This is a genomic window from Psychromonas sp. 14N.309.X.WAT.B.A12, from assembly GCF_030397575.1.
GTDB lineage: Bacteria > Pseudomonadota > Gammaproteobacteria > Enterobacterales > Psychromonadaceae > Psychromonas.
Map to the genome: position 1 here is coordinate 26311 of NZ_JAPNXS010000002.1, position 22389 is coordinate 48699.

Annotated in this window: 17 protein-coding genes; 3 read left to right on the forward strand and 14 right to left on the reverse strand. The window is 39.3% G+C overall.

Going from position 1 to position 22389, the window contains the following annotated elements; genetic code table 11:
* Positions 1-76 precede the first annotated feature (76 nt).
* From OW492_RS03115 to OW492_RS03125, 3 genes are all read right to left on the reverse strand, one after another.
* Positions 77-358, reverse strand: a complete 282-nt coding sequence (locus OW492_RS03115) for an antibiotic biosynthesis monooxygenase (RefSeq protein WP_290038371.1) — start codon at positions 356-358, stop codon at positions 77-79.
* 95 nt (positions 359-453) lie between these two features.
* Positions 454-2097, reverse strand: a complete 1644-nt coding sequence (locus tag OW492_RS03120) for an ATP-binding protein (RefSeq protein ID WP_290038372.1) — start codon at positions 2095-2097, stop codon at positions 454-456.
* Positions 2098-2291: 194 nt separating this feature from the next.
* Positions 2292-3464 (reverse strand): SIR2 family protein, encoded by a 1173-nt coding sequence (locus tag OW492_RS03125; protein WP_290038374.1) that lies wholly within the window; start codon positions 3462-3464, stop codon positions 2292-2294.
* A gap of 1242 nt (positions 3465-4706) precedes the next feature.
* Here OW492_RS03125 and OW492_RS03130 point away from each other — a divergent pair.
* Complete coding sequence (locus OW492_RS03130; protein WP_290038376.1) at positions 4707-5237, forward strand: peptidoglycan-binding protein; 531 nt, start codon at positions 4707-4709, stop codon at positions 5235-5237.
* A gap of 143 nt (positions 5238-5380) precedes the next feature.
* On the opposite strand, the gene OW492_RS03135 is transcribed toward OW492_RS03130, so the two are convergent.
* Positions 5381-6847, reverse strand: a complete 1467-nt coding sequence (locus tag OW492_RS03135; RefSeq protein ID WP_290038378.1) for a CotH kinase family protein — start codon at positions 6845-6847, stop codon at positions 5381-5383.
* A 242-nt stretch (positions 6848-7089) separates the two neighbouring features.
* On the reverse strand, positions 7090-8004 hold the full coding sequence (locus tag OW492_RS03140; protein ID WP_290038380.1) for a LysR family transcriptional regulator: 915 nt from the start codon (positions 8002-8004) through the stop codon (positions 7090-7092).
* 92 nt (positions 8005-8096) lie between these two features.
* Here OW492_RS03140 and OW492_RS03145 point away from each other — a divergent pair, with 92 nt between their 5' ends.
* The gene (locus tag OW492_RS03145; protein WP_290038382.1) at positions 8097-9041 is read left to right on the forward strand and encodes a DMT family transporter; all 945 of its coding nucleotides are present in this window, start codon (positions 8097-8099) and stop codon (positions 9039-9041) included.
* A gap of 141 nt (positions 9042-9182) precedes the next feature.
* On the opposite strand, the gene OW492_RS03150 is transcribed toward OW492_RS03145, so the two are convergent.
* The 4 genes from OW492_RS03150 to OW492_RS03165 form a co-directional block, all read right to left on the reverse strand.
* Complete coding sequence (locus OW492_RS03150) at positions 9183-9374, reverse strand: hypothetical protein (protein ID WP_290038383.1); 192 nt, start codon at positions 9372-9374, stop codon at positions 9183-9185.
* A 422-nt stretch (positions 9375-9796) separates the two neighbouring features.
* Positions 9797-11062, reverse strand: a complete 1266-nt coding sequence (gene glyA, locus OW492_RS03155) for a serine hydroxymethyltransferase (protein WP_290038384.1) — start codon at positions 11060-11062, stop codon at positions 9797-9799.
* 402 nt (positions 11063-11464) lie between these two features.
* Positions 11465-13768, reverse strand: a complete 2304-nt coding sequence (locus tag OW492_RS03160; RefSeq protein ID WP_290038385.1) for an FdhF/YdeP family oxidoreductase — start codon at positions 13766-13768, stop codon at positions 11465-11467.
* A 6-nt stretch (positions 13769-13774) separates the two neighbouring features.
* Complete coding sequence (locus OW492_RS03165) at positions 13775-14632, reverse strand: formate dehydrogenase accessory sulfurtransferase FdhD (protein ID WP_290038386.1); 858 nt, start codon at positions 14630-14632, stop codon at positions 13775-13777.
* 384 nt (positions 14633-15016) lie between these two features.
* On the opposite strand from OW492_RS03165, the gene ettA reads away from it, so the two are divergent.
* Positions 15017-16696, forward strand: coding sequence for an energy-dependent translational throttle protein EttA (gene ettA, locus OW492_RS03170; protein ID WP_290038387.1), 1680 nt, complete (start codon positions 15017-15019; stop codon positions 16694-16696).
* A 284-nt stretch (positions 16697-16980) separates the two neighbouring features.
* On the opposite strand, the gene OW492_RS03175 is transcribed toward ettA, so the two are convergent.
* The 5 genes from OW492_RS03175 to OW492_RS03195 form a co-directional block, all read right to left on the reverse strand.
* Entirely contained in the window at positions 16981-17619 is a 639-nt protein-coding gene (locus OW492_RS03175; RefSeq protein WP_290038388.1) for a PEP-CTERM sorting domain-containing protein, read from the reverse strand.
* 241 nt (positions 17620-17860) lie between these two features.
* A complete protein-coding gene (locus OW492_RS03180; protein WP_290038389.1) occupies positions 17861-19039 on the reverse strand; it encodes a cytochrome c peroxidase in 1179 nt (392 codons plus the stop codon).
* A complete protein-coding gene (locus tag OW492_RS03185) occupies positions 19036-19950 on the reverse strand; it encodes a sterol desaturase family protein (protein ID WP_290038390.1) in 915 nt (304 codons plus the stop codon). The genes OW492_RS03180 and OW492_RS03185 overlap by 4 nt, the downstream gene beginning before the upstream one ends.
* Complete coding sequence (locus OW492_RS03190) at positions 19940-20926, reverse strand: imelysin family protein (RefSeq protein WP_290038391.1); 987 nt, start codon at positions 20924-20926, stop codon at positions 19940-19942. The genes OW492_RS03185 and OW492_RS03190 overlap by 11 nt, the downstream gene beginning before the upstream one ends.
* Positions 20923-22323 (reverse strand): di-heme oxidoredictase family protein, encoded by a 1401-nt coding sequence (locus OW492_RS03195; RefSeq protein ID WP_290038393.1) that lies wholly within the window; start codon positions 22321-22323, stop codon positions 20923-20925. The genes OW492_RS03190 and OW492_RS03195 overlap by 4 nt, the downstream gene beginning before the upstream one ends.
* Positions 22324-22389: the final 66 nt, after the last annotated feature.

Consider the following 22389-nt stretch of genomic DNA (forward strand, 5'->3'; position numbering starts at 1 on the left):
CAAGTAAAAGTAGGTTAAAATAAACGGTGAAGTAGCAAAATCCACATTTCTGTCCTGTTTTAAACTTGTCATACGTTTAGTCAACACTGCTTATTTGATAATACCTTTCTACGTCCTTAGTTATCTCACCCCATTTAGATGACTTAACTCTGGCTTGGTGATTATCAAAGGCTATTTGATTTATAAATTCTTCGTAAACATGAAATTTATGAGGATTAACATCATCTGGTGTAACTGTAAAAGTTAAGCAACCTATCTCCTTTAAAGTAAGTTTTTTATGAATAACCAGTTCACTTTTAACAATTTCAAGATCTGAAGCAGGTACAATTATAAATCCTATCAACATAATCTTCGTCAATACTGAACTCCTAAAACATAAAATGCCTCGCTCACGGTAAATTATGAGCGCAGAAAGTAATTTATCCGCGTGAATTACTTTGTTATAACGCACTTCTAACTACACATTCTCTCTGATATTTCTTTCAATTTATCTATATCCAGGCGATCACTCGCCCACCCCTCAGCAAATGGTATCGTATTTGATTTCGGTAATTGGTTTTCTTTTAGATCTCTTATTCTGACCCTAGAAGGTAGAGCAGCGCCTTCACCAACAAAAATTGCTTCTTGCTGAGATAAAATCGGTAACGCACCTACCATTCCAGACAATCCATCTGGTAAAAATCGTGCGACATGTTGTTGATCAGCTGAATTTGTAAGTCTTAATACAACCCAAGTACCACACTGAGAAATAACTGTACTGTCTACATCGGCTGGCCGCTGACTTACCAGCATCAAGCCAATTCCGTATTTTCGGCCCTCTCTTGCTATACGTCTTATTGCCCCCTGAGCAGCTGCGTACTGGGCCTCCCCATGATCTGGAACATATCTATGTGCTTCTTCACAAACCAGTAGAATAGGATCTTTCTCTTTCTCTTCTTGAGTCTGGAATACTTTATACTGAAAAAGTAACCTAGCTATTAGTGCAGTCAGTGGGCCTGCGACTTCATTTGGCAAGCCTGAGATATCAATAATCCTAATATCTTTACCTACCTGACTAGGCGCACCAATAAATTGATTCAAGACTTGGTGTAGCTTTATTTGTTCCTCGTTATCAACCCAGCACCTCATCATAAATGACAGTCTAGTATCTCTTCTCAGAACTTTTAATTTATCTAAAACAGAAGGTACTGGTGACTTAGCTAATTCAGAGTTGGTCATACTTTCATGGTTATTACGGTTTATCCTACCGCCCTGAATGTACCTAACATGACTTTCAAACTCACCTAAGCAAAATGGTCTAGGTTTATCACGGTCAAATTCCAGAATGTTTGAAGTATCTTTGCCATCGCACAAATCTGGATCATCAAAATTTTCTAAATGGTTGAGGGCCTCTGTACCAAATTCTCTCGGGCAAGGTTTGACAATTCCAGCGGCAACCATTCTTGCATGGGCAAGTGCTTTTTGAACTACATTGTTTTGACTAGTAGCGCTTCTTTCCGTTTTACCGATAACTAGGTTTGTGAACTCATCACTAGACATTAACCAATACGGTAGTTTTATCTCTTCTTGGCCATCGTCGCCTGCTGCGATGTCATATGCTCGGTACTGTATCGCTCTATCTTTAAAGGCTATACCATACTCGCCGTGAGGATCAACAACCACTATCTGAGGAGACAGCTCTTTCTCATTATTTTTATGCGATAGTACGCTATGAATGATCGCAGCAACGGTACCTGACTTACCAGAACCTGTAGAACCAAGAACCGCACAATGCATACCAAACATTTTATTAATGTTAGCCCTACAGGCTGTAGATTCAGAAGCACTGTAAACGGCAAAGGGGACTAATGGATCCACCCCATCATCTCTTGTACCTTCAGCGGAACGGTAGACAAAAGAAATTTCCTCGTTAGTTAGAAGAAATACACCTTGCTGGGGTAATGGGTAGGTTTTAATACCACGCTTGAAAGCCAAAGTTGATTTTGTATTATTCCAACTGCCTTCAGCTAGCAGTTGGACTTCCATTACACGCTGATCTGAATCAGCAGTTACAGGCATACCAGCTTCAATTAACTCTTCTGATCGCATTCTGAGCATTGTCACCAAGCCAAAAATTATTTTGCGGCCATAGTGAATCTTAACCATGCTACCTATTTGACCGATAGGGTAAACGCGACCATTGAAAGTCCTAGACAGCTCAGAAATTTTATCAGAGATCTCTACCTTAATATTAGTTCCAGATACTTCAACAACCTGTCCAATCTTTAACTCTTCTTCCGATGTAAACATAACTAAACCTCGCATCCATTCTTTAGTACTGATGTTACACCTTTGAATGTCCACCAATAATCATTATCGCCTTTTCTTTTAAATGGTCCTTGGCCACCGACATATAAACCACTCAACGAAGCAATAATCACTCTTGAACCAAAACTAGAACTACGCCACTTTTCTAAACATGCTGGTATGTCATCCCTACACTCCAAAAATACCAAAAGCACTGTTTTGTTTTCTCCTTTAGATAAAGCGAACTCAATTTCATTATTAATGTGGTCATCGCCAAAACTGTAACCACAAACCGCTAACGTATTACTTTGAGGAGAATTTAAAGATTTTCTAAATAAATCAAACTGAGAAGAAAACGGATCTTGCTGAGTAGCAATGTATTTTGTTGCTTGAGGGTAAATTAGAACACGACGATCTGCCTTGGGATAGCGGTCATTATCCCTAACGCGCCAGACATAGCCTTTATTACAAAGAAACCAATCTATCGACCCGTGCATCTTGATTAAGTTTGCGCGCTGTCCATTTGTTGGTGCTGGTTCGCCATATCTCTGAGTACGGTGAGCGACAGCTCCTCCAGCAAAACCGTCCCAATACGGCACTTTGTTCAGAGCTAATGCATCTTCCAAAAGAGTGTCGTAGTTAGTTGTGAAAATATTGACTGTTTTTCTTCGTTCATGAACACCAGCAGACGCATGATTAAACAGTGTGTCGATAAACTCTAAATGGGACTCAATATCGACAATTGGCTCTGACAACGTACCTTCTTCATCTGCCGTTTCATCACTGCCTTCAACATAGCCACAACGGATAACATTTGAGATAGACTCAAGAATTATGTTATGTACTTCTTCTAGAGTAGCTAGTTCAACTTTCGTCCCTCGAATTACTGTTTTCTTTTCTTTGTTTCTTTCAGCTAATGCAGCATAGTCGCCTAGATGACTAAGAACATGCTCTATATGGCATTGCCCTGGCAACTCTTCAAATAGTGGAGTAATAATATTGTCATATAATTTCTTATGGCTAGCTTTTATATCCTTCTTAACTTTATTCGTTAAAGGGTACATAAGCGGCAGTTTAGCGTCGAAACTTATTCCTGCACCCAGCAGCCAACTTTGCTCACTACACTTTAAGTGTTCCTCTACTTGCAAGAACAACTCGTCATCAATCAAATCATCCATTCTATTTCCTTCTTATAGAGTTGTACCGAAGTGGCAACCAGAGCGTTATAACATATAATTAGATAACAAAATGTCATCTCCCCATTGGAAAGATGACAAATATCTAATGATTAATAATAGACTTAGGTTACTGCAATTATCATTTTAATCAACAATGTAAAATATAAATCATCTGAAAAGGCGACAAAATGCAATATTTACGGCGGAAAGATGGCTAGTACAGTACACAGTGTAAATAAGTAATATTATGTAGTTAAAATACAAATTTGCTCAATATGACTACGTCTATTCACCCCATTGAGTTTTGCTGAATGATTGCCTTTAGGACACAAAGTGCTGATCAGCCATTAATTTAATTAATATCAATCAGTTAAAACAAAACTTTGCTCAATATAGCTGCTACTTCCCGACTGTTGAACTTTCCCAAATCCTTCTTTGCTTTTAGCAAAGCCAAACAATATGTTTGAGTTAGGCTCAATATGACTTCGTCCACTCCCCCTGTTGAGTTTTTCTGAATGGATGAGTGCCTTTAGCAACCTAAGGCATGGATGCCGTTGCTAGCTGAGTTCGCCACATGGACGTGGCGTATGAGCGGTGCGTTAAGAAGGTAGTTATTTATTCAGATTAAAAAACGAATTGGGGCCAGTCTCTTTGCTTACTTTCTCTGCTGGCAGAGAGAAAGTAAAGTCGCCGACAGGGTGAAATTTCAGTAAATAATCTACAACATGACTGGATGAGCGCAGACGAAATATACTCAGATGCTTTCAACTAATGTAAATATTAAAAACAAGCAGGCTAAAAAAAGGAATCGCAGAGCTCTTCCGCTCGTGGTACTAGTCTCTCGGCTAACTCTCCCAGCGCCCCGAATAAAACCTTGCTCGATATGGCTGCAACTCCCCCACCGTTGAACCTTCCCAAATCCTTCATTGCTTTTAGCAAACCCAAACAGGATGTTTGGGTTAGGCTCGTTCTGGCCATGGATGGCCAGCAAGAGTCGCTGCGTTATAAAAGTAATGAAGGATTTGGATAAGAAAGTGATTCGGTGGCCAGTCTTTTTGCCTACTTTTTCTTCTGGCAAGAAAAAGGTGGTCGCCGACAGGGCGAAAACACAGCAAAGAAGAATCAAAGTGATTGGACGAGCGCAGACGAAAAACCACTCAAGAAAAGCAGATCAATATGAACTTATCTTGTTGATAGTTGACTCAGATACAGCAATTAACTCTCTAGGAAGGAACGTAATAAATGAAATTTTCAACTTTAATCATGATATGTGGATTAGTATTTACCCAACAAGCATTCGCTGAAAATAATGGGAAAAACACCTCTGATTGTCATTCAAACAATACTCAAGACTGTACAACAACAAACAATAATAATGCAAAACAGCAAGGTTCAAAAACGGTTGTACAGACAACGACTAAGACAACTGTAACAACACAGCAGAAATCAGGTAATGCTTCAAAAGAAGTTGTGCAGACCTCTAAGCAAACAGAGCAATCATCAAAAGCTTCTGTAAAAAACTCGCCAGAAGTACAGAAAAAAGCAGTCACAACGACACGTACAACAACAAAAGCCGTATCAGGGCGTTCTTTAATATTGCAAACACAACAACAATTAAATCGCCTTGGTTATAAAGCGGGTAAAGCAGATGGCTTAATGGGTAAAAATACACGAGAAGCGATTAAACGCTTTCAAAAGCAGCACAACATTCGTGTTGACGGGAAAAGTAGTTCAGCATTGCTAGCTTTATTGAAAAAAGCGAATAAGAAGTAATTTAATGTTTACATTTGAAAACACAAATATAGCCGATAGGTAAGTTGATAGACTCAACGATACCAGTAAACTGGTTCGCTATATTTAGTATTAAACCACCTACCGTTAATTTTATAACGGTAGGTGTGATGAACAATCTGCTATTACCAACCGATATAACGTTGTGCTGAATCATATCGATCGCTTGTATGCCCAATCAATGTTTCAACTGCTTCTTCAAACTCCTCTTCAGAAGTAAAGGTATAATCATTGCCTTCACTTGCAACGTAATCCTCTATCAAACTTTGAAAGCTAGTAAATTCATCATTAATATTATATTCGGTGGAACTATCACTATTAAAATAGCTTTTAGCAAATGTTTCTAAATAGGTTTGATATTGAGCTTCGTAAGTTGCTTGGTCAAGAATATAACCAATCAATGGCCATTCATCTTCATCTACTGAGGTCATTGTAATTGATAGTGCTCGGTTGTTATCAACTAGTGCTTCATTGTTGTCCCAGGGTATCCACTCAAAGGTTCCGGTATCAGGATTATGATATAAAAAGAAGTTGTGTGGCATTACGCCATAAGTGTCCCAGTTCTGCATAACACTATTTGCGGCAAGCCATTTTAAGAAAGTATCGACATCAAAAACGGCTTCTAAATTAGCTTGCCATGCTTCGTCATCGCTACTGGTACGTGAACTGTCATTAATAACATCATAAAGTGCTGCTATGTCCTCATAAGTCTCGTCATCATCAGTTTTTAAGCCATACTCGTCTTCATCATAAGTGCCGCTTGCAAATGTTGCTGCATCGTCTTCTGGTTTGTATAAGTTACCATCATCATTATCGTAATATTGAGTTTCGATAACTGTGTCATCAACTTCTTCAACGAGTGTATAAAGTCCATAATAAATATCATTTTCTTCATCACCACTACCATCCACATTAAGGTATAAGGCGTAAAAAGTAGAATGTGCACTGGCTAGACCGAAATCTCTAAAAATATCATTAGCGACTACTTCATGCATTTCTGATTGATCATCGTAGTTATTTTTTAGGTTTAATTGTTTGAACCCATAAAAACGCTGATTTTTTATTTCTGGGTATTCGTCTTCAAATTCATCAAAATCAAGTTTAAACGGTAGTTTACTATTACCGGCATTATATAGGCTTGAGTTTCCTTTAAATCTCACACCTACTTTATACCATTCCGTCCAGGTATCATCTTCTTCGGAATAATAAAATACTTCAGAAGGGACGAAAATAGGGTTATCAAGGTCGCTAAAATCTGTCGAGCCATTAAGTTCTTCGGTTAACTCTTCAAGGTCATCATTCATCACAGTCCAGTTTTCAGATTCAATAACAATGCGTAGTTTCTGTACCTCACTAGTATTAAAAACAACATCGATGTTTTCAATAATTTCATCTGTGGTTAGCTTTTCATGAGTGGCTTCCGACCAGTCATCAGTATTATCTAATTCACTATAAACAATATCTGACTCATCGGTAGAGCTTGCTGTCACTGAGTCTGAATCGTCTGACTCTGTACAAGCAATGAGTGAAAATAATGAGAGTACAATAGCCATTATTTTTAAATAACTAAGGGTATGTTTTATCAACATCATATAAGTCCTTTTATTACAATGATTTCAATGGGAGTATCTAGGTGCTTCCCGTGACATTAAGTTTGCGATCAAGATGAAATCAACAATCATCTTCTATGAATGTAAATATAACGGTCAAATGAGCAAACAATGTGCAAATCGATATTGATTTAATGAGTAGGTTGAAAAGAGTAAAGAAATTGATATGGGAAGCTTTAAAGTACAGGCTCCTAGTCTATGAAACCTGTGCTTTAATGGATTTATTAATGGCTTTGTAATGCCTCCGCTAAATAATTCACAAAGGCTTTTAGCTGACTGGGAATAAATTTCGACTGCGGATATTGTGCAATAATACCGCCTTGATAATTACCTAATGTCCTCCATTCAGGTAGCAATTGTACGAGTTGCTTTGAGTCAATCTCTTTAGCCACTGAGAAATCAGGAAACAGTGCAATACCAATACCTTGAAGTACAGCCTCTCTACGAATTTCACTATGATTAACAGTAAATGTGCCTTGAACGTTTATTTCACACACCTGTTTTTCATGTTGGAACTTCCATTGACGATCTTTTGTCACCTCACCGAGTACGATGCAGTTATGATCTTTTAATTCATTAGGGTGTACTGGTGTGCCATGTTCTTTTAAATAAGCAGGCGTTGCACATAATAGCTGTTTGCAATTGCCTAATTTCTTAGCCACTAGCCCTTCTATTGGGCTATCTGTAATGCGAATAACTAAATCTACTTCATCGCCAATTGGGTCAATGATGTGATCGGCCACTTTAAAATGAAAGGATACTTTTGGATACAGTTTTAAAAAATCCATGACCATTGGCATCAAGACTTGTCGCGACAATGCTTTAGGAGCAGCAATACGTAGCGACCCAGTAATATCAGTTTCATTAGATTGTGCCGCTGAAACAGCCATTTTGGCAGAGGCTAGCATGTCTCGACATTGTATAAAGACTTGCTCACCTGTAGGCGTCAAACGCATTTTCCTGGTGGTTCTTTCTAACAGCTTTTCTTCAATGGCGAGCTCTAAACGCGCCACACTGCGGCTGATTGATGAGGGTGAAACGCCAATTGCTTGAGCCGCTTGAGATAAGCTACCAGACTCCACCACTTTAACAAAAATAGCCATTTCAGAAAGAAGAGGAATCAATTTATTAATGTCCACAGCGCAATTATCCTTTCCATTTATTAGTATTGTTTCATATAAGTTAATTATTAATACTCTGCTTGTCAAAATCATTATTAAGAAGAGTCCTTATGAACACACTAAACAGTACAGTAAGCAACGCGGTAGATAAGCGTTCAGGTTTCATTTTCACCAAGTATTTGCCTAAATTTCCATTAACTGAAATGTTGTTACTATTGGTCGCTATTTTTTGGGGAACAAGTTATGGGTTAACCAAAGAGGCGCTTATCTTTACTAGCGTATTGTTGTTCATTGCCATTCGTTTCTCGTTGACCAGTTTATGTATGGCACCGATTGTGTTTAAGGAATATCGGGCAGGTAAGAATAAAGATTGGAAAGTGGCTATTCCAAGCGGTCTGATTTTGTCTGCTATTTTCCTATGTGAAGTTTATGGTATTTCACAAACATCAGCCTCTAATGCGGCTTTTTTAATTAGTTTGTCGGTGATATTAACGGCTTTTTTTGAACCTTTAATTAACCGTTCTAATATCTCACCTTCATTAATTTGGTTGGCCCTCTGCTCTATTGTGGGAGTGTATTGTTTAACTCACTCTGGCTCTACAACAATAACGCTCAACACAGGCGACTATTTCATTTTATGTGCGGCTACCTTGCGTGCTGCGATGGTCACTGTGACTAAGCGATTATCTGAAGGGAAAGATATCACTACCTCTATGCTGACTGCTATTCAGTCATTTATTGTTGCGATCAGTGCGCTTGTCTTATGCTTTTTAACACAGCCCTTTGCTGATATTAACTTACCAGCAACAATGTCATTTTGGCTAACGATGACTTACCTTGTGTTGTGCTGTACTTTGTTTGCTTTTTGTATTCAAAACTACGCAATCAGAAAGATATCTCCTACTAAAGTCTCTTTATTGATGGGTAGCGAACCGTTATTCGGGGCTTTATTTGCAGTAGTTTGGTTGAATGAGTCATTTACTGTGTTGCAGATGATTGGCGGCGGATTAATCCTTGCCAGTGTGTTGGTGACTTCAATGAGAGCAAATAAATAGAAGTAGGTACGACATAATCATTAACAATATAGAGACTATGTCATTGCAAAGCAGTGTTAAAAATGATCGTACTTATCGGTTAACCAATGCCTTGGCTAGCTAGATTAGATAAGTACGATGCACTTGATGGTAATAACAGTTTTAATTAATTGACGCGGTCAATGCTTTATTTATATTTTGTTGTTCAATGATTTTGTGTGTATTTAATTGCTCATTGGCAAATCTAGGACCGCCACCGCCACCTGGACCACCGTGAAATAAAGGAGCACAAGCTGACATCCCTACTGTAGTCAGCAGCGTGACACTTAACACTAGTAATTTTGAATGTTTCATAAACCCCCCCGTTATAAAAATCAGATCACTTTCGCGTAACGTTTTAAGTGATGTCGAATAGACTAGATTAGCTATTTAATTGGTATAATACGCCTGCTTTTTTCATCTATCAATACAGAGGTAGTAATACCAATCGCAACAAATAGCTTTTACAACAGTCCACTTCCTCCTTGTAAATTTGGTAAAGGAAATAGCCATTAAAGAATTAACATCTTTTGGTTAATTCTCCGATAGACGATTAACCAAGTTAGCCGTCGAAAGGGTTAGTTTGCGCCTTGAATGGAATTGTTTTTCCAGTGCAAAAATTTAAATAATATATTTAATGTCTCTGTATAAGTGCATTGGATTCAACAAATTAAAGACAAAAAAAATCCGTGTTTGCTAAAAACAAACACGGATTCTTTAAAGCAGATAATTAACTACTATGCATACACTGGGTGTGCGCCACAGAATTTAGCTACTTTCACTTTTACTGCTTCAATAGTAGCAGCTAGTTTTTCTTCATCTTTAATTGCATCAAGCACGTCACAAATCCAACCAGCTAATTCAGTTGCATCTTCAGTGTTTGCACCACGGCGAGTGAATGCAGGTGTACCGATACGTAGACCAGATGTAACAAATGGAGAACGTGGATCGTTTGGTACAGAGTTCATGTTCACTGTGATGTGAGCAAGACCTAATGCTGCATCTGCTTCTTTACCTGTGATGTCTTGAGCAATCAAGTCAACTAGGAAAAGGTGGTTTTCTGTACCGTTAGATACGATTTTGTAACCGCGATCTTGGAATACTTTAACCATTGCTTTAGCGTTTGCTAAAACAGACTCTTGGTATGCTTTAAATGCAGGCTCAGCACATTCTTTGAATGCAACTGCTTTAGCAGCGATAACGTGCATTAATGGACCACCTTGACCGCCTGGGAATACAGCTGAGTTTAATTTTTTCTCAATTGCTTCGTTAGCTTTAGCAAGGATAAGACCACCACGAGGGCCGCCTAATGTTTTGTGTGTTGTTGTTGTTACAACGTCAGCAAATGGTACTGGGTTAGGGTAAAGACCCGCAGCCACTAGACCAGCAACGTGTGCCATATCAACGAATAGGTAAGCACCTACTTTATCAGCGATTTCACGGAATTTAGCCCAATCTACGATACCTGAGTATGCAGAGAAACCAGCAACGATCATTTTTGGTTTGTGCTCAACAGCTAAACGCTCAACTTCAGCGTAATCAAGTACACCAGTATCTGGGTTGATACCGTATTGAACAGCGTTGTAAACTTTACCAGAGAAGCTAACAGATGCACCGTGTGTTAAGTGACCACCGTGAGCAAGGCTCATACCTAAAACAGTATCGCCAGGCGCACATAAAGCAGCGTAAACAGCACTGTTTGCTTGAGAACCAGCATGTGGTTGTACGTTTGCGTAGTCAGCACCAAATAAAGATTTAGCACGTTCGATTGCTAGAGATTCAGCAACGTCAACGTATTCACAACCACCGTAGTAACGCTTACCTGGGTAACCTTCAGCATATTTGTTTGTTAATTGACTACCTTGCGCTTCCATCACGCGTGGACTTGTGTAGTTTTCTGACGCAATCAGCTCAATGTGATCTTCTTGGCGTTGAACTTCATCAGTCATTGATTTCCATAATTCTGGATCGTAATCAGCAATATTCATATCTCGGTTAAACATGTGCATCTCCTGGTAGGAATTTAAAGTATAAGTCAATTTGATGGTGCGCATTTTACGCAATCTTTACGCTATTGCATAGAGCAATGACGTGAAATATATCGTTACTCAACGTGAAGATTGGTAATAATGACAGTAAATAACCTCAGTTCTGGTTTATGGAAGCGAAACATCATATAAAATCAGATAGCTAAATCATTTAATAGGCAATTCTGCTAGTTGCGTGTAGTTCAGGCAAAGGTCAGATAAATTATTGAAACAATAACGGGTTATTGAGAAATAATTTAACGCAGAAATCCGTATAAATAGCGGTGTTGGCTCGCTTTTCTTATCCAGTATTGAGGTTAATGGTTGGTTATTAAGTAAAAACCTAATAACCAACCATTTTTTCGCACAATATAACGATTATACGATGCGTTGAGGCGCAGGATCACGTGCAGCGGTGATCACAATAGCTATCGATTTTGAATTTGGCGTAAATGTATAATCGCCATGGTTAGCCAAAGCCACTAAAGGGTTGGTTTCAGGATAGTAAGCGGCAGCATTACCCATTGGGATATCGTAAGCTAATACCGTAAAGTTAGTCACTTTTCTGACCACTTCATCACCCCATAACGCTTCAATATCGACTTTATCACCTGAGCTTAAACCAATGGCACTGATATCCTTTTCATTCAGCAATACAATATGACGGTCGCCACTTAAACCACGATATCTGTCACTGAAGCCATAAATAGTGGTGTTGTATTGATCATGTGAACGAAGAGTTTGCAATACAAATACAGGGTTTTTACTTAACGCGCGTTGCGATGCAGGCACGATTGCTTCAGGCAAAGGCGCACGATGAAATTGTGCTTTTTGATCACTGGTGTTCCATTTGTGCTCAGCTGCTGAGTTACCTAAATAAAAACCACCCGGATTCGCCAGTCGTTTGTTCATATCAGTGAAGCCAGGAATAGTTTGGCTGATTAAATCACGAATGCGATCATAATCTTCTATTAAAGCTAACCAATCTACTGGTTCATTGCCCAATGTAGCATGGGCAATGCCAGCAATAATTGCAGGCTCTGAACGCATTTTTCTGATATCACTTTTCACCACACCTTGTGATGCATGCACCATTGAAAATGAATCTTCCACAGTGATTTTTTGCGGCTTACCCTGTTGTAAATCGATATCTGTTCGACCTAAGCAAGGTAGGATTAGCGCATTTTTACCCGGGTATAAATGTGTTCGATTTAATTTCGTGGCGATATTCACGGTTAAATCACAACGACTCATGGCTTGTCTGGTGACTTCGGTATCAGGCATGGCTGCAGCAAAGTTACCACCTAATCCAATAAACACTTTGCTGTCACCGCGTAACATCGCTTCTACCGCTTGTACTGCGTTATGGCCATGCGCTTGTGGTGGCGTAAAGTTAAATGTTTTTTCTATATTATCTAATAAGGTTTGTGGTGGTTTTTCATCAATGCCCATGGTGCGATCACCCTGTACATTTGAATGGCCACGCACTGGGCATAACCCAGCCCCTTTTTTACCAATATGACCAAATAATAATTGTAAATTGGCTAATTCATTAACCGTTGCCACTGAGTGTTTGTGTTGAGTGATCCCCATCGCCCACGTGATAATCACGCGTTTAGCATCTTGAAAAACAGTCGCCGCTGATTTAATTTGATCTTTAGATAATCCAGATTGCTCAGTAATTAATGACCAAGGCGTGGCTTTAACTTCTTCTAAATACGCCTCTAAACCACTGGTATGTTTTTCAATGAATTTTAGATTGAATACACGGTCGCCATTTTCAATGGCTTGTTCATGGCGTTTTAGTAGCACTTTTACCATACCGCGCACAGCCGCCATATCACCACCTAAATTAGGTGTAAAATATTGGCTCGTCAGCTTAGTTGAACTCCCAAACATCATATCCACAGGCGATTGAGGGTTCGCGAATCGCTCTAATCCTCGCTCTTTTAAGGTATTAAAAGTCACAATATTAGCGCCACGATGTGCGGCGTGGTTTAAGGTATGTAACATACGAGGATGGTTTGTGCCGGGGTTTTGGCCAAATACAAAAATAGCATCTGCATGCTCAAAGTCATTTAATGTGACTGTGCCTTTACCAATTCCAATCGCTTGTTTAAGCCCAATACCGCTTGCCTCGTGGCACATATTTGAACAGTCAGGAAAATTATTTGTACCGAATTTTCTTACAAATAACTGGTATAAAAAGGCTGCTTCATTACTTGCACGGCCCGAAGTATAAAATTCAGCTTGGTGAGGACTTTCTAAACCATTTAAGTGTTTGGCAATTAATTCAAAGGCCCCTTCCCAACTTACCTCAGTATATTTATCTGTTTCGGCATCGTACATTAAAGGCACTGACAAACGACCTTGATCTTCCAAGAAGTAATCGGTTTGAGTGCGCAGTGTTGACACTGAATATTGGTCGAAAAACACCGGTGTTAAACGACGAGATGTTGCCTCCCAATTCACTGCTTTTGCACCATTCTCGCAGAATTTAAAGCGGTCTTTTTTACCCTCTTCGCCCCAAGCACAACCCGGGCAGTCAAAACCATGGTCTTGATTGGTCTTTAATAAATTTAATACATTTTTTGCGACATTTTCACTGTGCAACAAATGTTTACCTGTACTAACAAGTGAACCCCAACCACCAGCGGCACCTTTATATTTTTTAACGGTCATTACTGCCTACCTATTGATTTGATTAGTCTTTTTTAAACGAAAATCACCATGGTAGACATTGCAAGTATGGTCACTCACAAACCCTATTAAGGTGATGTTAAATTGCTTTGCAACAGCTACTGCTAGGCTTGATGGTGCACCAATCGCAACCACCACAGCCATTTTAGCGGCTACCGCTTTTTGCATTAATTCGAAACTAACTCGTCCACTGAGCATTAATATATTTTGTTTGTCTAATAAGTTTTTAGTGACCAATTCGCCAATTACCTTATCCACGGCATTATGACGACCTACATCTTCATGCACTGCTAAACATTGGTCTAACGTAAAGACACCTGCGCTATGCACGCCACCCGTTGCAGAGAATAACGTTTGCTGTTCTCTTAATTGAGAGGAGAAAGTCAGTACTTTTTGAATCGGCAACCATTCAGGTGCTTGGTCAATATTGAGGTCAAAGGTGTGCGCTAACTTTTTTACATCATTCGCACCACAAATGCCGCAACCAGAGTGACTAACAAATTGACGCGTTAATGAGGCCCAATCCAACACTACATCATCACTTAATAGCACATCACATTGGTTAAACTCTTCACTTTCAATAGATTTGATTTGAGTGCGATCTTGAATAATTGCATAGGAAAGCAGTAAACCAGTCACCAATAAGGCATCTTGCCCAGGCGTTCTCATGCTCACCATAAACGTTTTTTCTAATTGTTGCTGAGTGTCTTTACAAGTCCAATGTAATACGATGTTTAACGGATCTTCACTGATCACTACATCTTCACTCAAGCGCACATCAATATCTCCCTCGGGCATTAATCGATAACGTTGTCGATTAACATACTGATAGGACTTTGCACTCATTACTAACCCTTGATACTTTGATTTTTAAGAAGATTCAGGCTGATACTGATTATTAACAACCAGTAGGAGGATGATTCATAGTATTCAGCTTTATAACATATTATTCACAATTTTTTTAGGGGGAATGAGTAATTTTATTAAAAATAATAGTCAAAATTAATCAACAGGCTTCGCAGTCTGTTTTATAGAATATTAATGTGAGTATTAAGGTAACCTTAATTATTATCTATACCCAGTTTCTAATTAAGTGTTTTCTCTATTTCCATTCCCTTGCTTGTCCCTTTTCGCATTTTTGCTCACCTAAGCCACGCCCTTCTGTTGCTTGTTGTTCGGTAGATACTTACAATAGCTGGCAATTATTTTATTCATTATAAAGGATTCCCTATGGCTCAAGCATTGCCTGATAAGTTCATTTATTCTATGTCCCGCGTTTCTAAGGTGGTTCCACCTAAACGTACGATTTTAAAAGATATTTCATTAAGCTTTTTCCCTGGCGCTAAGATTGGTGTGCTTGGTCTAAATGGTGCAGGTAAATCTACCTTATTACGCATTATGGCGGGTATCGATCAAGAGTTTGAAGGTGAAGCGCGTGCTTTAACTGGCACTAAAATCGGTTACTTACCGCAAGAGCCTATATTAGATCTAGAAAAGAATGTGCGTGAAGTTGTTGAAGAAGCAGTGTCTGAAGTGAAGTCAGCATTAACTGAATTAGATGCAGTTTACGCAGCATACGCTGAAGAAGATGCAGACTTTGATGCATTAGCAAAACGCCAAGGTCAATTGGAAGATATTATCCAAGCCCATGACGGTCATAACCTTGATAACCAACTAGAGCGTGCTGCCGATGCACTTCGCCTTCCTGCTTGGGATCAACCAGTGAAAGTATTGTCTGGTGGTGAACGTCGTCGTGTTGCGTTATGTCGCCTACTGCTTGAAAAACCAGATATGTTATTGCTCGATGAACCAACTAACCACTTGGATGCTGAATCGGTTGCTTGGTTAGAGCGCTTCTTACATGACTATGAAGGTACTGTTGTTGCTATTACCCATGACCGTTATTTCTTAGATAACGTTGCGGGTTGGATCTTAGAGTTAGACCGTGGTTACGGTATTCCATGGGAAGGTAACTACTCTTCTTGGTTAGAGCAAAAAGATGAGCGTTTAAAACAAGAAGCATCACAAGAGAAAGCGCGTCAACGTCAAATTGAGCAAGAGCTTGAATGGGTTCGCTCAAATGCAAAAGGTCGCCAATCTAAGAGTAAAGCGCGTTTATCCCGCTTTGAAGAGCTTAATAATCAAGACTTCCAAAAACGTAATGAGACTAACGAGCTATTTATTCCTACTGGTCAGCGTTTAGGTGACCAAGTGATTGATGTCAATAACCTCACTAAATCATTTGATGGTCGAGTGTTAATTGATGATTTAAGCTTTAGTATTCCTAAAGGTGCAATCGTAGGTATTATCGGTGCCAATGGCGCGGGTAAATCAACGTTATTTAAAATGTTAGCTGGTACTGAGCAACCTGACTCTGGTGAAATAATTGTTGGTGAAACAGTTAACATGGCCAGTGTTGATCAGTTCCGTGATCACATGGATGACAAATTAACGGTATTTGAAGAAGTGTCTGGCGGCAGTGATATTATCCAAGTGGGTAACATTGAAATCCCAAGCCGTGCCTACTTAGGCCGTTTCAACTTTAAAGGTTCTGATCAATCTAAGATTGTCGGTGATTTATCAGGTGGTGAGCGTGGTCGTTTACACTTGGCTAAACTGCTTAAATCTGGCGGTAACTTACTACTACTGGATGAGCCAACCAATGATTTAGATATTGAAACCTTACGTGCGCTTGAAGATGCGCTACTAGGCTTTGCGGGTTGTGCTATGGTTATTTCCCATGACCGTTGGTTCTTAGACCGTATTGCTACGCATATCATCGATTACCGCGATGAAGGTCAAGTTAACTTCTACGAAGGTAACTACACAGATTACGAAGCATGGTTGAAGAAAACCTTGGGTGCTGCAGCAGTAGAACCAACACGTGTGAAGTACAAGCGTATTAATTAACCTCAATCAATACTGGATAAGAAAAGCGAATCGACACCGCTATTGATACGGATTTCTGCGTTAAATTATTGCTCAATAACCCGTTATTGCTTCAATAATTTGCCTTGAACTACGCACAACTAGCAGTATTGTCTATTACATGATTTAACTATCTGATTTTATATGATGTTTCGCTTCCATTAACCAGAACTGAGGTTAGTTAAGTTAAAAATAATAAGCATAAAACAAAAAAACCATTCAAGTTGAATGGTTTTTTTATGTGCGAAGCTTTGTCTATGTAGAGGTTAGCTAACCTTTTTACGGCGGCTAATAGAAAAACCTAGTACCGCTAAAGCAAAAAGTCCCAACATAGCAGGTGCAGGCACTGCAACAGGAGCTGACACTAAAAAATTATTAACGATTAATTTTGATTTAAAAGCATTATCATTCACATTCAACACACCTACTGTGTAGGTTAATAAACCAGACTCAGTAGCAGTCCATTCAAAAGACCCCGTTGTCCAATCTGGTGTTGCTGTATCAGCAAGCCAATTTAGGTCACCTAAGCTTAAGTTAACAAAGGCAAAATCATTATAATATGAATTTGAATTTTCAGCGCTGTACCACAACCAATCAAATGAAAAGACTGAGCCGGTATCGACTGTGACACTATTTTGATATGCGGAGCCCGATACTGCGTTTCCTGTTGAAATGCTGTCGAAAGTACCTTGTTCAACACCTGCAAAAGTACTGACTTTACTATCACTCTCACCATCAATTGAATATATATATAAACTATCTTGATATGTTTTTACTGCTCCAATGGTATTAGATCCAATGGTATTGCCAGAGGTATGTTTGCCACTTGTTTTATGACTCATGACTGTTGCTTGTGCTGCCACTGAAAATAACAATGGTACTAATATTGAGATGATTTTTCTCATCAACCTTTCCTTTATAATTAACTAGGTAAAATCTACCCACAAAGAGCGATCAAGCAATAAGCAAGCCAAAAATGTAAAGCACTGAATTTAAATAGATTAGTTGTAAACAAAAAAATAAATGAAATAAAGTGTTAAGTAATTCGACACAACAGAGGGAAATAATGACTATAAACTTAATAATTTATAGTCGTTATTCTGAGGTTATTATCTGCCAGTATCGACTGGCAGATAATAATGATAACTAGTGAGCCGCTTGCTTCGCTTCCTCACGCTTTTCTTGCTTTTCTAATAACGGCTCAAATCGTTTATCCGTTAATATTTTCATAAAAGCAATCAATGCATCAATCTTACGGTCTGTTAATACTTGAGCTTTAAGATCCTCTAAGTCAACCGTTGCAGGTACTTCAGGTGCGCGCCAAGGTTTGCCAGTTTCTGGATTAATAGTGCGCTTAGGATTATTAAAGTGATCATAAAACTCCATCACGGTACGTAAATCTTTAAATACACCATTATGCATATAAGGTGCTGTTACGGCGACATTACGTAATGATGGATTTTTAAATTTACCATCGTATTTAGGATCGTCAACCGCTGGATTTTCTAGTAAACCATGGTCAATAAAGTCATCTTTTACGTGGCCCAATGCAATCAACTGAGCATTAGAAGGAACACCAATATTACGATATTGATGGTTAGTGAAAGGCTCTTTTTTACTATCTTCTGTTTTCAACATATGACAACTATTGCAGCTCACATTGTTATTAGAGAAGAATAAAGTACGCCCTAAATCTTCTAACACTGTTAGCTCGTACTCGCCTTTTAAGAATCGATCATACTTACTATCATAAGTTGCAAACTCATCAGTTTGTTCAAATGCTTGAATAGCACGGGCAAAACCATTAAAAGCAGGTAAAACACCATCTTCTTTAGCTTGCTGCTCAAAGACTGTTTCACCATAAATACGTTTAAAGTTATCAATGTAAAATGGATTTTCTTGAATACGCTGTACTACCGTTTCAGCATCAGGAAAACCCATTTCAACAGGGTTTAATGGCGGCCCCATTGCTTGATCAGCTAAGGTATTCGCACGACCATCCCAGAATTGCCCACCAACATATTCATTGAGCTCTTGATTAAAATGAAATGAAGGCGATGTATTGGCATAAGCGGCCATTGGCGTATTACGCGTGCCAAGAGATTTACTATCGTCACCCAGTGAAACCATAGTCAGTCCAATATTGTCACGGTGATCACTAAAGCTTGTTGAAGGCTCATGGCAAGTTGCGCAAGACATAGTTCTGTTCACAGAAAAGCTCGGGTCGAGAAACAAGATCTGCCCTAACTGTGCCTCTGTTAGTTGAGCAGCATTCGCTTGAGAAAAGCTCATACCAATGAAGAATAAATAAAGAAATTTTTTCACTTAAGTGTCCGTTTTATACTTGTCATTATATTAAAAAAGGGGCGAACCATAATTTTGCTAACACTATCAAAGTCTTGTCTTTTACCTTCCCCTAAACCAAATTTTTGCACCGTAGCGGCATCCTTGGTTAGTCTCAATGAACCAAACAACCAATCCCATAAGGCTAATACGCTACCGTAATTTTTTCGCATACTCTCTTGTTGATGATGTACTTGATGTTGCGCTGGAGAAATCAATAATCGTTCCATCCAACGCCCATAAGTTAAACGAATATGGCTATGTCTTAGGTTTCCAGTAAAAGAAAATAAGGCAACTATAAACAGGTTACCACCTAATACAGTATATAAATCAACACGCGCACCAAAACAAAAGATGAAAATACCTGTCACCACACCTGCAACAATCGCGTTGCGCAGCGCAAATAATAATATTTCTACCGGATGCAAACGGTAGAAGGTTAACGGGTTTAATGACTCGGCACTATGATGTACCTCATGAAACTTCCACAACCAACGATTTGTATGCATCAAGCGATGTAACCAATAACGACTCAAATCCCCTAATACAAATAAGCACAAGGTATAAGACAAGACGATATCGCGATAATACCAAGATAGAAACAGCGGTTCATAATTTGAGTTTAAATAATTTAAAACCCACAATGCGACCGTTTGACCTGATAATAATAATGGAATAATTAGCAGTTTTTTTAACAGCCAATTAACCAAAAAATAGCGATAATCAAGTTTGGCATCAGCATTCAACCAATAGGCTTTCATGTTAGTAATAGAAAGCTTATGCCCTTGCCACACATACCAAACTGTTGCTATCAGCGCGCTAGCAATTAGGTAGCCCCAAAATATACGTTGGCTACCGTTTAAGAACAGCGCTAATGGAGAATCAATCGCCATCGGCATCGATTAAGTTAGCTGATACACCAATACGGCTCACTAACTCTCTGTAAAAGGCTTTTTGTACATCCAATAGACCTTGGAAGATTGGGATCATGTCATTCAGGTTAAAGTTATGGTCTGCCGGTGTATTGTTATACGCTTCTACTGATGCAGTCAGTGCATTTTGTACCGCTTTAATACCTTCACTACCGTGTTTTTCGTAAGCAATAGTCGCTACGTTAGGTTGCTTATCTTCCGCTAGTAGTTGTTGATTGGTTTCCAATACTCCACCAATGAATGCCCAAGATGCTTCACTGTATGGGAACTGTTGGTGTTCAGGTTTAGTTTCACCTAAGTTTGCCTTAGTTAACCCACTCACTTGAGCAATACGCCAATCACGAGTTTTGTAAATATGCTCAATTTGCGCATTAACCACTAACGATAAACCTTTATCAACGTCAAACAGGAACGCATCACGGTTTGCTTTGTAACCGTCGCTAATTTGCGTAAAGCGCTTACATACATTAGCAACCATTACCTCTGCAAACTCTTTTCTGCGCTCAGACCACTCACCGCTGAACATTACTGAATCAATAGCGGTCATGGTTTTGTAAGAGTTTTTGTATAATGCAGTCTGTGGTTTTGAATCACGGCCAATTAAACGTTCGATACTGGCATGAATATCTTCATTTCCACTGTGGAAAAAATCCACCATCAATGGGTAATCCATGGCATTCATGTCGTAACCGCCAAGAATGTAACTAGCTTGCACTTGCCCCCAGCCTTTTGCCAATTGTTCGAATGCTTGATGACGTACTTCACCTGAGTCACTGTCTAATGCACCTTGTAAATCAGCACAGTATTGCACTGCGTTATCAGCATTTTGCTGAAGCACATTGTCATAAATAGAGGCATAAGGGTCTTTTTGCACGGCATAACTTAACATTGGTACGCTAAGTAAACAAATGCATGACAGATGTGTAAAAGTTTTCATAATTGCTCCAAAAAGTGTAGCAAGGCCAAGCGTTGCTCTTGGTCTAATTTAATAAATGTTAATTTCGCAGTTTCTGCTTCTCCACCGTGCCAAAGAATCGCTTCTTCCGGTGTTTTTGCTCGTGCATCATGTAAAAAACGATGTTTCGCTCTTAATCTAGCCCCAACACCCCATAAAGGTGCGGTACGATACTCTCTTTCTGTGGCTAAAAATTCCGGGCGACCGTCTTGTAATTGTTCACCCATATCATGTAATAACAAGTCACTGTATGGATGAAATTCAACGCCTTCGCTAGTTGTCATTGTGGCCCGATGGCAAGCGGCACAGCCTGTTTCTACAAATAGTTTTTTACCTTGGCGTCCTTGTTCATCCAAGCGCACCGTTTGTGGTGCTTTATGGTCACGGATAAACGCGCTAATCGCCTGTAAACGCAACATAGGTAAATCTAAACTACCAAGCGGCGTATTATCCCCTTTAGGCGCAGCTAAACAATCTTTTTGTGCAGGTTGACAACGTTCTTCGGTGAAAAAGGGATTTGTTAAGCCTAAATCATGAGCGGCTGCATTAGCCGTTTGATTAACTATGCCAACGGCACTACTTTTCCAATTAAGGCGACCTAATATTTTTTCATCTTGATTTGGTGCATTTAACCAGTTTGCACGACCACTAATACCATCTTCATTTTCATCTGTTGGGTCTTCCCAAGCCAGAATATCTGCAACTGGGACTTGTTCAATTAATCTTAAACCAGCTAATGTTGGCGGCTGTCGTAAAGAGATGGTTGTCTCTTCTGCTAACGGACCATAAGCTAATTTATCTAAATAAGGTTTAAATTTGGTTAAGGTCAATGTCTGACCATCCGGGTAAGTAAATGGAACAGACTCCACTTTTAACCTGGTTTGTGCTTCAGGCATTACTTTGCCATTGCCTCTAATCGACACCTGTGATCCATAAACTGGGTCAGGTACATTATCGTGGGCAGGTGTATCGATATTATTAATTAACCAACGTGAAGCATGTTTGCTAGGTTGAGTTAATTTAAAAACTAATGCTCTTAGAGGTTGGTTTTTACTACTCAGAGTAGGTGCACTGCCGTTATTTTCATGACAACTGACACAGGTATTGGCACTAAAGTGTGGACCTAAACCATCACGAGCAGTCGTTGCACTAGGTGCTTCTACCCAGGGGATAGTAAAAAATGAGCGGCCAAGAATATATTGGTCAAACTCTTTATCATTCATTTTTATTGGATGTGAAAAAGGCTTGCTGCCACTGGCATCGCTAAACTCATCGGTATTAAACTTAGTGCTGTCAGCCTGCGCCATATTATTAAGGCTAAAAAACAAAAAAGCGCCGCGAAGAATATGCTTCGAGACCTTGGAATAATTACTTTTCATAGATCACTTTCAAAATGAATGGTATACCTTAAGGTGAACAGATAACGCAAAACGCCACCGACCGAA

Excerpts from the sequence above, each read along its gene's own strand:
- OW492_RS03120 (WP_290038372.1), bottom strand. The coding sequence starts at position 2,097 with ATGCTCAGAATGCGATCAGAAGAGTTAATTGAAGCTGGTATGCCTGTA.
- OW492_RS03125 (WP_290038374.1), bottom strand. The coding sequence starts at position 3,464 with ATGGATGATTTGATTGATGACGAGTTGTTCTTGCAAGTAGAGGAACAC.
- OW492_RS03130 (WP_290038376.1), top strand. The coding sequence starts at position 4,707 with ATGAAATTTTCAACTTTAATCATGATATGTGGATTAGTATTTACCCAA.
- OW492_RS03135 (WP_290038378.1), bottom strand. The coding sequence starts at position 6,847 with ATGATGTTGATAAAACATACCCTTAGTTATTTAAAAATAATGGCTATT.
- OW492_RS03145 (WP_290038382.1), top strand. The coding sequence starts at position 8,097 with ATGAACACACTAAACAGTACAGTAAGCAACGCGGTAGATAAGCGTTCA.
- OW492_RS03150 (WP_290038383.1), bottom strand. The coding sequence starts at position 9,374 with ATGAAACATTCAAAATTACTAGTGTTAAGTGTCACGCTGCTGACTACA.
- glyA (WP_290038384.1), bottom strand. The coding sequence starts at position 11,062 with ATGTTTAACCGAGATATGAATATTGCTGATTACGATCCAGAATTATGG.
- OW492_RS03160 (WP_290038385.1), bottom strand. The coding sequence starts at position 13,768 with ATGACCGTTAAAAAATATAAAGGTGCCGCTGGTGGTTGGGGTTCACTT.
- OW492_RS03165 (WP_290038386.1), bottom strand. The coding sequence starts at position 14,632 with ATGAGTGCAAAGTCCTATCAGTATGTTAATCGACAACGTTATCGATTA.
- ettA (WP_290038387.1), top strand. The coding sequence starts at position 15,017 with ATGGCTCAAGCATTGCCTGATAAGTTCATTTATTCTATGTCCCGCGTT.
- OW492_RS03175 (WP_290038388.1), bottom strand. The coding sequence starts at position 17,619 with ATGAGAAAAATCATCTCAATATTAGTACCATTGTTATTTTCAGTGGCA.
- OW492_RS03185 (WP_290038390.1), bottom strand. The coding sequence starts at position 19,950 with ATGGCGATTGATTCTCCATTAGCGCTGTTCTTAAACGGTAGCCAACGT.
- OW492_RS03190 (WP_290038391.1), bottom strand. The coding sequence starts at position 20,926 with ATGAAAACTTTTACACATCTGTCATGCATTTGTTTACTTAGCGTACCA.
- OW492_RS03195 (WP_290038393.1), bottom strand. The coding sequence starts at position 22,323 with ATGAAAAGTAATTATTCCAAGGTCTCGAAGCATATTCTTCGCGGCGCT.